The organism is Burkholderia sp. 22313, from assembly GCF_052045245.1.
Lineage (GTDB): Bacteria > Pseudomonadota > Gammaproteobacteria > Burkholderiales > Burkholderiaceae > Burkholderia.
In genome coordinates this window covers 22,046-31,742 of record NZ_JBQEON010000057.1, presented here as the reverse complement: position 1 = coordinate 31,742, position 9,697 = coordinate 22,046, and the positions used below count along the sequence as shown (strand labels likewise).

Annotated in this window: 8 protein-coding genes and 1 pseudogene; 5 read left to right on the top strand and 4 right to left on the bottom strand. The window is 68.1% G+C overall.

Features of this window, described 5'->3' with window-relative positions; all coding sequences use genetic code 11:
- Positions 1 to 16 precede the first annotated feature (16 nt).
- Positions 17 to 774, bottom strand: a protein-coding gene (locus ACTJKF_RS30350) for an IS5 family transposase (protein ID WP_440628511.1) whose coding sequence is annotated in 2 segments (ribosomal slippage) — positions 17 to 459 and positions 459 to 774 — 759 coding nt in all. Because the reading frame shifts where the segments join, the coding sequence is not laid out codon by codon here.
- A gap of 39 nt (positions 775 to 813) precedes the next feature.
- Positions 814 to 1,713 carry a LysR family transcriptional regulator gene (locus ACTJKF_RS30345; RefSeq protein ID WP_440628725.1) on the bottom strand — a complete coding sequence of 300 codons (900 nt, stop codon included), beginning with the start codon at positions 1,711 to 1,713 and terminating at the stop codon, positions 814 to 816.
- Positions 1,714 to 1,811: 98 nt separating this feature from the next.
- Between ACTJKF_RS30345 and ACTJKF_RS30340 the strand changes: the two genes are divergently transcribed.
- A complete protein-coding gene (locus ACTJKF_RS30340; RefSeq protein ID WP_440628723.1) occupies positions 1,812 to 2,792 on the top strand; it encodes an NAD-dependent epimerase/dehydratase family protein in 981 nt (326 codons plus the stop codon).
- A gap of 81 nt (positions 2,793 to 2,873) precedes the next feature.
- Here ACTJKF_RS30340 and ACTJKF_RS30335 read toward each other — a convergent pair.
- Both ACTJKF_RS30335 and ACTJKF_RS30330 read right to left on the bottom strand, forming a co-directional pair.
- Positions 2,874 to 3,041: pseudogene (locus ACTJKF_RS30335) on the bottom strand (DUF2848 domain-containing protein); the annotation flags it as partial.
- Positions 3,042 to 3,212: 171 nt separating this feature from the next.
- Positions 3,213 to 4,004 carry an SDR family NAD(P)-dependent oxidoreductase gene (locus ACTJKF_RS30330; RefSeq protein ID WP_440628721.1) on the bottom strand — a complete coding sequence of 264 codons (792 nt, stop codon included), beginning with the start codon at positions 4,002 to 4,004 and terminating at the stop codon, positions 3,213 to 3,215.
- A gap of 475 nt (positions 4,005 to 4,479) precedes the next feature.
- Here ACTJKF_RS30330 and ypfJ point away from each other — a divergent pair, with 475 nt between their 5' ends.
- From ypfJ to ACTJKF_RS30310, 4 genes are all read left to right on the top strand, one after another.
- The gene (gene ypfJ / locus ACTJKF_RS30325) at positions 4,480 to 5,358 is read left to right on the top strand and encodes a KPN_02809 family neutral zinc metallopeptidase (protein ID WP_440628719.1); all 879 of its coding nucleotides are present in this window, start codon (positions 4,480 to 4,482) and stop codon (positions 5,356 to 5,358) included.
- Positions 5,359 to 5,679: 321 nt separating this feature from the next.
- Positions 5,680 to 6,411, top strand: a complete 732-nt coding sequence (locus ACTJKF_RS30320) for a response regulator transcription factor (protein WP_440628717.1) — start codon at positions 5,680 to 5,682, stop codon at positions 6,409 to 6,411.
- A gap of 210 nt (positions 6,412 to 6,621) precedes the next feature.
- Positions 6,622 to 8,124: an aldehyde dehydrogenase family protein gene (locus ACTJKF_RS30315; RefSeq protein WP_440628715.1), complete on the top strand. Its 1,503-nt coding sequence runs from the start codon at positions 6,622 to 6,624 to the stop codon at positions 8,122 to 8,124.
- Positions 8,125 to 8,214: 90 nt separating this feature from the next.
- Entirely contained in the window at positions 8,215 to 9,555 is a 1,341-nt protein-coding gene (locus ACTJKF_RS30310; RefSeq protein ID WP_440628714.1) for an aspartate aminotransferase family protein, read from the top strand.
- Positions 9,556 to 9,697 lie beyond the last annotated feature (142 nt).

The following is a 9,697-nucleotide window of genomic DNA, read 5'->3' as shown; positions in this document are numbered from 1 at the left end:
CTAGGGCGTGTTCACACTATCGCAAGCCTTCAATGATCAAGGCGAAGTTGATAAAGGCAATGAACATCACATCGAGCTTGTCAAAGCGCGAGAAGATGCGCCGAAAGCCCTTCAAGCGGCGGAACAGTCGTTCGACTTCGTTGCGACGCTTGTACATTTCGCGGTCGTACTCCCAAGGCTCAACGCGTGTCCGCAACGGCGGTACGACGGGAATGAAGCCAAGGTCGAGCGCGAGTTGCCGGGTTTCGTTGCCCTCGTACGCTTTGTCCATCAGGAGGTACAGCGGCCGGTTCGGCGGCCCCAGACTTTCGAGAAGTGCGCGCCCCTGCGGAGCATCGCCAGCTTGGCCGGGCGACAGAGCAAACGTTACGGCTGTTCGAGCATCCGCGGCAACCATATGAATCTTGGTTGTCCATCCTCCGCGAGATTTGCCGATGGCTTGTGGACCGTTTTTTTTAATGCGCCGGTCCCGTCAGGATGAACTTTGACGATTGTGCTATCCAGCGATACCGCTTCGATCCGGACACGGATAATCTGCGCGCGCTGCAACTCCGTGAACACCCGGTCCAGCACACCGCTGCGGGACCAGCGGTTCATGCGCGTGTAGATCGTGTGCCAACGGCCGAAGCGCGAAGGCAGGCCGCGCCACTTGCAGCCATGCTCGGCTACGTAAAGGATTGCATTGAGCACTTGCAGGTTCGACAGACTTACATTGCCTCGTTGGCGCGGCAGGCAATGTTCGATCTGTTTGAATTGGGCTTCGGAGATTTCCATCTCCGAAGCATAACCTCAAACCGATAGTGTGAACACGCCCTAGTCGGCCGTCCCTTCGGCATAAGCGCGCAACCCGTTCGCCAGCGCATCGAATACGGCCCGGCAACGTGGGCTCGTGCGCAGATCCTCGTGCATGACCACCCAGGTTTCCAGTTGCATCGCGGGGCCGTCCGGCAGCACGCGCACGAGCCGTGCATCGCGTTGCGCGAGCCGGCTCTGGCAGAAGCCGATCCCGTAGCCCGCGCGAATCATCGCCAGATGCGCGAGATTGCTGTCGGTGCGCAGCGCGAACGCATCGCGTCGCCACAACGGCATCGCGCGCCCGGCCGAGCGGATGAACGGCGTCTCCGTATCGAAACCGATCAGCGCGTGATGCGCGAGTTCGTCGATCGTCGACGGTGCACCGTTGCGCGCCAGGTAGTCGTCGCGCGCATGCAGGCCGACGTCGATTGCGCCGACGCGCCGCGCGACGAGCGCGTCCTGCGCGGGCGGCGCCATCCGCACCGCGAGGTCCGCCTCGCGGTTCAGCACGTCCTGGATGCGGTCGGTCGGCACCAGTTCGATCACGAGCCCCGGATGGTCGCGCCGCAATTGCACGAGCATCGGCGGCAATACCTCGACCGCGATCACGTCGCTGGCCGAGATCCGCACGGTGCCGCGCACGCCCGCGCCGTGGCTCGCGGCCGCACGTTCGAACGCGGCCGCCGCGCTGCGCAGCGCTTCCGCATGGCCGCGCAGCGCGAGCGCCGCTTCGGTCGGCAGCAGCCCCGACGGCGAGCGCGTGAACAGCGTCTGGCCGAACGCGGCTTCGAGCGCGGCGACGTGGCGGCCGGCCGTCGGCTGCGTGATGCCGAGCGCGCGCGCCGCGCCCGACAGCGAGCCTTCCGTCAGCACGGCGAGGAAGGTGCGGTAGCGTTCCCAGTTCAGATCGATGGCCATACATAAATGTATAGCCGATATGTTGGGTTGGGCAATTTCTTGTTAGCCGCCGGCGCGCCAGAATGCGTTCAACGACGGTTCATTCACGGAGAACGGCAATGACGACGAATGCAGGCGGGACGCAACGACAGGCACTGGTGCTCGGCGCGAGCGGCGGCATCGGCGGCGAGATTGCGCGTCAGCTGCGCGATGCCGGCTGGCAGGTGCGTGCGCTCAAGCGCGGGCTCGATGCCGAAACGGTCGAGCGCGACGGCATCGCATGGATGCGCGGCGACGCGCTGGACCGCGAAGCGGTGGTCCGCGCGGCGCGCGGCTGCAGCGTGATCGTGCATGCGGTGAATCCGCCGGGCTACCGGAACTGGGGCGAACAGGTGCTGCCGATGCTCGACAACACGATCGCGGCGGCGGCGGTGGCGCAGGCGACCGTCGTGCTGCCGGGGACGGTCTACAACTTCGGTCCCGACGCGTTTCCGGTGTTGCGCGAAGAGGCGCCGCAGCATCCGACGACGCGCAAGGGCGCGATCCGCGTCGAGATGGAACGGCGGTTGCAGGCGGCGACCGCCCAGGGCGTGCGGACGATCATCGTGCGCGCCGGCGATTTCTTCGGCGCGCACGCGGGCAACAACTGGTTCGGGCAGGGCATCGTCAAGGCCGGTCGGCCCGTTGCCGCCATCAGCGTGCCGGGCATGCCGGGCGTCGGCCATCAGTGGGCGTATCTGCCGGACGTCGCGCGCACGATGGTCGAACTGGTCGAGCGACGCGACACGCTGGAGCCGTTCGCACGCTTCCATCTCGGCGGTTACTGGGATGCGGACGGCACGCAGATGGCGCAGGCCGTGCGTCGCGTTGCGCAACGGCACGGGATGCGGCCGACGGTGCGGCGGTTCCCGTGGTGGTTCGTGTGGGTCGCCGCGCCGTTCGTCACGACGATGCGCGAGATGCTCGAGATGCGGTATCTGTGGCGCGAGCCGCTCCGGATGGACAACGCGCGGTTGACGGCGGTGCTCGGCCGCGAGCCGGTGACGCCGCTCGACACGGCGGTGGAGGCGTCGCTGGCGGGGCTGGGGTGCTTGCGATGACAGCGAGCGGCGAGGGCGGTTAGCGGGCCGGTACGCGGTTCATGCGTTTTATTGCGTTGCCAGCACACCCGCCGCGGGCCATCACGCGACGATCGGCAATGCCCCGACCGCATACCGGTGCCGCAGGCTGCGCCCGAGCACCGGATCGTGCTGCGCCATCTCGAACGCGTCGCCGCCTTCCATCGCCGCGATCGCGCCATGCACTGCGACGGTGCCGCCGAACAGTATGATCGGACCCGAGCGTCGGTCAGTTCATCGAATTCCGAGCGGTGAGGCGGCGCCGCGCGCGGCGGCGGATCGGTCGATGTTAGCCGGTTTCGGGTTGGCAAACGACCTGGGCGGGCGGGGCGCCGGAAGACGCGCGAGGAGCGCTGCGCGGCTGCCTTCAACGGGACGCGTCGCGAGGCGCCGCACCCTTCGTCACAGTTTGTCGAACGCGAGCGTCGGCACGTCGACGACCATTGCGCCGCCGTCGGCGACGAGCGTCGCGCCCGTCACGAACGACGCGTCGGGCGAAGCAAGGAATGCACACACCGCCGCGATTTCGTCCGGATCGGCTGCGCGACGCAACGGCACGTCGGCGCTCACGCGCGCATACGCACCGTCGAGCGTGTCGCCATGGGCATGCATCAACGGTTCCATTTCCGCATCGGCCATCGGCGTGCGGACCCAGCCCGGACATACCGCGTTCGCGCGCACGCCGTACGGCCCGTAGTCACGCGCGAGCGAACGCGCGAGCCCCAGCAACGCGTGCTTGCCGACCGTGTAGCCGCATACGCCGGGGCCGGCCGCGAGCGCGGCGATCGACGCGACCAGCACGATGCTGCCGCGCTGCGCGATCAGGTCCGGGAGGCACGCGCGCGCGCTGACGAACGCGGTGTCGAGGTTCGCGTGCATCGCCGCGCGCCACTGGGCGTCGTCGGTTTCGTCCGCGCGGCCGAGCCCGTGGCCGCCCGCGCATGCGACGAGCACGTCGACGGGGCCGAGCCGCTCGGCGATCTCCGGCAGGAAGCGGGCCCAGTCGGCCGTGCTCGCGGCGTCGCCGGCGAGCGCGAGGCCGCCCGTTTCGGCGGCGAGTGCATCGAGCGGCGCCCGACGCCGCCCGAGCAGCACGACCCGGTCGCCGCGGGCGGCGAAGCGCCGCGCGCAGGCGGCACCGATGCCGGTGCCGGCGCCGGTGATCGCGATCGTACGAGGTGGCAGGTGCTTCATGCTGTTCTCCGGACGGGTGGCGTTTCCGGTCACTTTAGGCAGCGCGGGCGAGCGCCGGTATCCGCCGAAAGGATGAACGCGAACTGGCCGGACGGTCGACGGCGGCACACGGCACACGAGATTCGGCATTGGCACTGGCATCGCCATTGGCATTCGGCACCCGCACCCGACCGCGACATGCGTGCCCATTTTGCAAAGGCTGACGATGTTCGATGCCGAATCGCTCTATCCTCCGTATTTTTGCGATACGTCGTGAAAGCCCGGCAAAATAGCGCGGGCGAGCCCGCGCACCGGTGCGCGGCGCGTCGGCCGACCGATTCCGTCGTGCAAGCGGAGCGGGCAGGCGGCAAGACCGGGCTGAGCATCCGCCCGATACGGATGCATGCAGTCAGCCGACGGATCGTGTCGCCGCGGCTGATCGCCCGGTGGCGCACCGCGCGGCCGGACCATCGACAAGAACAGGGAGGGGCCGGCAATGAGGCTGGACGACGAAAGTGAAAGCGCGAACGTCGAGGATCGACGTGGCGGCGGCGGGTTTGGCGGCGGACGCGCGACGATCGGCATCGGCACGATCGTGGTCGCGCTGGCCGCATCGTATTTCTTCGGGATCGACCCGCGCGTCGTGCTCGAAGGCGCGTCGGCGCTACAGGGCCGGCAGCAGCAGGCGCAGCCCGCGCCGACGCAGCGCCAGGGCGCGCCCGCGAACGACCCGGGCGCGGTGTTCACGCGCAAGGTGCTGGGCAATATCGAGCGCACCTGGACGGGGGTCTTCAACACCCAGTTGCACGCGCAGTACGAGCCGCCGAAGCTCGTGATGTTCACGAACTCGACGCCGACCGCATGCGGCACCGGCCAGACCGCGATGGGGCCGTTCTATTGTCCGGCCGACCGCAAGGTCTATATCGATCTCGGTTTCTACGACGAGCTGCGCAAGCGCTTCGGCGCGGGCGGCGATTTCGCGCAGGCCTACGTGATCGCGCACGAAGTCGGCCATCACGTGCAGAACCTGCTCGGCATTTCCGACAAGGTCGACGCCGCGCGTCGCCGTTCGAGCGAGGCGCGCTCGAATGCACTGTCGGTGCGGATGGAGCTGCAGGCCGACTGCTTCGCCGGCGTGTGGGCGAACAACGCGCAGCGCGCGAACCAGCGTCTGATGGAACCCGGCGATTTCGAGCAGGGATTGAAGGCGGCGGCCGCGATCGGCGACGATCGGCTGCAGCAGCAAGGCCAGGGCTATGTCGTGCCGGAGAGCTTCACGCACGGCACCAGCGAGCAGCGCGTGTACTGGCTGCGGCGCGGGATGGAGTCGGGTGACGTGAGCGCCTGCGACACGTTCGCCGCGAATGCGCACTGACACTGACTGACAAGGCCGGGCGCACACGCTGCTGCGCGTCGATGTCGAGGCCGCACACGCGGCCGCCCCGAACGCTTCACCGATGGTTCCGATCGCGCTCGACCGGCGGCGCGCGATGTCTCGCGCCACCTTCGACGTCCAGCGCCGACGGCACGACTCACGGCGCATGATTGCGCGACGCAGATCCTGCTGTCGCGACACGACCGGCGCGCCCACCGCCCACCGCACGCAGACGATTTGCCGATTCGTGCTCACCGGCCCGTTTCGGCGCCGGTAGGCTGGCCCGAACTTCGACGCGTTCGGCCGCCGGCCGCTCCCACCATGCCGACCTCATCCGTTCCCGCAGGCCACGTAGCCGCCGACTGGCAGCGCGCGCTGCGCGCGTGCGTGGACGCGTTCGACGCATTCGCGAGCCCGTCCGCGATCGTCTTCTACCGGCTCGACCTGAGTGGCGAGCCGGCCGATTTCGAGCTGTTCGGGATGCCGGAGTCGATGCATCGCGCCTACATCGCGCGCTACCGGATGCTGGATCCGCTGCATCCGTCGCGCTGCGCGGCCGGCGAGCGCACGGTCGTGACGCTCGCGTCCCAATTGCCCGACGAAAGACGCGCTGCGTCCGCATACTGGACCCGTTTCCTGCGGCGGCATGAGGTCGCCGACGTCGTCGAGATCTGGCTGCGCGACGACACGGGCCGCACGGTCGGTGCGTTTTCGCTGCTGCGCTTCGGCAACGGCGACGTGGACGGCAACCGCACGGCGGGCCGGTTCGCGCCGGGCGAGATCGATGCGCTGGCGCGGCTGCAGCCGGTCGCCGAAGCGGCGCTGGCCCCGCTGCTGCGCGCGCGGCGCGGGATTCACCGGATCGGCTGCGAGGAACGGCTCACCTACCGCGAGGAACAGATCGCACGCCTCGTCCGCGACGGCCGCTCGAACAAGGAGATTGCCCGCGATCTCGCGCTCGGCCAGCCGACCATCAAGACGCATCTGATGCGCATGTACCGCAAGCTCGGCGTATCGAACCGCACCGAGCTGGTCGGCGCGTTGTTTCTGTAGTTCTTTCCGTACCCGCCATCACGCCGAATCATTCGTCCGACGATAACGCGGCGTTCGCACGTCGCCGCGCCACGCGTCCGCGTCACCCGCATTTCGATGCCCCACGCGCTGCCAATTTGCGCTCACCGGGCGCGTTCCGCCGTCGATACAGTGGTCCGAAACCGCATGCCGAAGCGCACGCGGCCAGCCACGACACCTATCGAGACGCCCATGAGCACCACGAACTTCGTCGCCGTCAGCGACACCGTGCGCACCTTCGTCGCACGCGACTTCGGCCTTTTCATCGAAGGTGAAATGCAGCCCGCACACGCGGCCGCGCGGCTCGACGTGCACGACCCGGCGACCGGCGAGCGCCTCGCGACGGTCGCGGATGCCGACGCGCACGACGTCGATCGCGCGGTCGCCAGCGCGAAACACGCGTTCGACGCCCGCGTCTGGAGCGGCCTGCGCCCGGCCGACCGCGAGCGCATCCTGCTGAAGCTCGCCGACCTGATCGAAGCCGACGCCGAAACGCTCGCGCAGCTCGAAACGCTGAACCAGGGCAAGTCGATCCACGTGTCGCGTGCGATCGAAGTCGGCGCGAGCGTCGAATACGTGCGCTACATGGCCGGCTGGGCCACCAAGATCACCGGCCAGACGCTCGACGTGTCGATCCCGTTCCCGCCCGGCGCGCGCTATACGGCTTATACGCGCAAGGAGCCGGTCGGCGTGGTCGCGGCGATCGTGCCGTGGAATTTCCCGCTGATGATCGCGGTGTGGAAGCTGATTCCGGCACTCGCGGCCGGCTGCACGATCGTGCTGAAGCCGTCGCCGGAAACGCCGCTCACCGCGCTGCGCCTCGCCGAACTGGCCCGCGAAGCCGGCGTGCCGCCCGGCGTGTTCAACGTCGTCACCGGCGGCCGAGTGTGTGGCGCCGCGCTGTCGAGCCACCCGTCGATCGCGAAGATCTCGTTCACCGGCTCGACCGCGACCGGCAAGCTGGTCGGCGCGGCGGCCGTGCAGAACATGACGCGCTTCTCGCTCGAACTCGGCGGCAAGAACCCGATCGTGATGCTCGACGACGTCGACGTCGCGCAGGTGCTCGACGGGGTCGCCGCCGGCGCGTTTTTCAATCAGGGGCAGGTGTGCGCGGCCGCATCGCGCCTCTACGTGCATCGCAGCAAATTCGCGCAGCTCGCGGACGGCCTCGCGGGCGTCGCGCAGTCGATGAAGCTCGGCGCGGGCCTCGACACGACCGCGCAGATCAACCCGCTGGTGTCCGCGCAGCATCGCGACAAGGTCATGCGGCACATCGAAGGCGCGCGCCGCGCGGGCCTCACGTTCCTCGCGGGCGGTACGCCGGCCGACGATCTGCCCGGCTACTACGTGAAGCCGGCCGTGATCGCCGATCCGCATCCGGACAGCGCGATCGTGCGTGACGAAGTGTTCGGCCCGGTGATCGTCGTCGTGCCGTTCGACGATGCGGCCGACGCGGTGCGGCTCGCGAACGCGTCGCCGTATGGCCTTGCCGCGAGCATCTGGAGCAACGACCTGAAGCGCGTGATGAACCTCGTGCCGCAGATCGAGGCCGGCACCGTGTGGGTGAACTGTCACATTCCGCTCGATCCGTCGATGCCGTTCGGCGGCTACAAGCAATCGGGCATCGGCCGCGAGTTCGGCCAGTACGCGATCGAAGGCTTCACCGAAACCAAATCCGTCTGCATCGCGCACTGACGCGCGGCGCCTGTTCCAGGGATTTCGAATACCCCGACCACCTCGACGCCGCGCGATCGAGGTTCAAACGATCCGAAAGTGGAGACTGCAATGAGCTACAACGAAGCAAAGTTCTGGCACCCGATGCTGCACCCGAACGAAATGAAACAGCGCGAGCCGATCCGCATCGTGCGCGGCGACGGCTGCTACGTGTTCGACGAAACCGGCAAGCCGCTCGTCGACGGCGTCGCGGGCCTGTGGAACGTGAACGTCGGGCACAACCGCCAGGAAGTGAAAGACGCGATCGTGCGCCAGCTCGACGAGCTCGAATATTTCCAGCTGTTCGACGGCATCTCGCATCCGCGCGCGGAGGAGCTGTCGAAGAAGCTGATCGACATGATGGAGCCGGAAGGCATGCGCCGCGTGCTGTACAGCTCGGGCGGCTCCGACTCGATCGAGACCGCGCTGAAGATCGCGCGCCAGTACTGGAAGGTGCGCGGCCAGGCCGACCGCACGAAATTCATCTCGCTGAAGCAGGGCTATCACGGCACGCACTTCGGCGGCGCGTCGGTGAACGGCAACACGGTGTTCCGCCGCAACTACGAGCCGAACCTGCCGGGCTGCTTCCACGTCGAGACGCCGTGGCTGTATCGCAATCCGTTTACGCACGATCCGGAGGAACTCGGCCGGATCTGCGCGGACATGCTGGAGCGCGAGATCCTGTTCCAGAGCCCCGACACGGTCGCTGCGTTCATCGCCGAGCCGGTGCAGGGCGCGGGCGGCGTGATCGTGCCGCCGGCCAACTACTGGCCGCTGGTGCGTGAAGTGTGCGACCGCTACGGCGTGCTGCTGATCGCCGACGAAGTCGTGACCGGCTTCGGCCGCAGCGGCAGCCTGTTCGGCAGCCGCGGCTGGGGCGTGCGCCCGGACATCATGTGTCTCGCGAAGGGGATCTCGTCCGGCTACGTGCCGCTCGGCGCGACGGCCGTGAACGCGCGCATCGAGGACGCGTTCGCCGCGAACGCGGATTTCGGTGGCGCGATCATGCACGGCTACACGTACGCGGGGCACCCGGTCGCGTGTGCGGCGGCGCTCGCGAGCCTCGACATCGTCGTGAAGGAAGACCTGCCGGCGAACGCGGCGAAGCAGGGCGCGTATCTGCTCGAAGCGCTGCAATCGTTCCCGGAACGCTTCGCGGCAGTCGGCGAGGTGCGCGGCAAGGGCCTGATGCTCGCGCTCGATCTCGTCGCGAACAAGCAGACCCGCGAGCCGATCGACCCGCTGTCCGGCTATGCGAACGCGGTCGCCGAAGTCGCGCGCGAGCACGGCGTGCTGGTGCGTCCGGTCGGCACGAAGATCATCCTGTCGCCGCCGCTCGTGATCCAGCGCGAACCGCTCGACCGGATCGTCGACGCACTCGCGGCGGGCTTCGAGGGCGTGCGGTTCGCGTGAAGGCCTCAGGCATGAAGGCATGAAGGCATGAAGGCATGAAGGCATGAACGCATGAACGCATGAACGCATGGGCGCATGAGCGCATGACGACGAACCGGCGGTGGAGGGCGGGATAACCCGCCTTCGTCGCCGGTTTGCCGAT

What these genes read in the sequence shown, in the direction of transcription:
- ACTJKF_RS30330 (WP_440628721.1), bottom strand. Translation starts at nt 4,004, where the DNA reads ATGAAGCACCTGCCACCTCGTACGATCGCGATCACCGGCGCCGGCACC.
- ACTJKF_RS30315 (WP_440628715.1), top strand. Translation starts at nt 6,622, where the DNA reads ATGAGCACCACGAACTTCGTCGCCGTCAGCGACACCGTGCGCACCTTC.
- ACTJKF_RS30345 (WP_440628725.1), bottom strand. Translation starts at nt 1,713, where the DNA reads ATGGCCATCGATCTGAACTGGGAACGCTACCGCACCTTCCTCGCCGTG.
- ACTJKF_RS30340 (WP_440628723.1), top strand. Translation starts at nt 1,812, where the DNA reads ATGACGACGAATGCAGGCGGGACGCAACGACAGGCACTGGTGCTCGGC.
- ypfJ (WP_440628719.1), top strand. Translation starts at nt 4,480, where the DNA reads ATGAGGCTGGACGACGAAAGTGAAAGCGCGAACGTCGAGGATCGACGT.
- ACTJKF_RS30320 (WP_440628717.1), top strand. Translation starts at nt 5,680, where the DNA reads ATGCCGACCTCATCCGTTCCCGCAGGCCACGTAGCCGCCGACTGGCAG.
- ACTJKF_RS30310 (WP_440628714.1), top strand. Translation starts at nt 8,215, where the DNA reads ATGAGCTACAACGAAGCAAAGTTCTGGCACCCGATGCTGCACCCGAAC.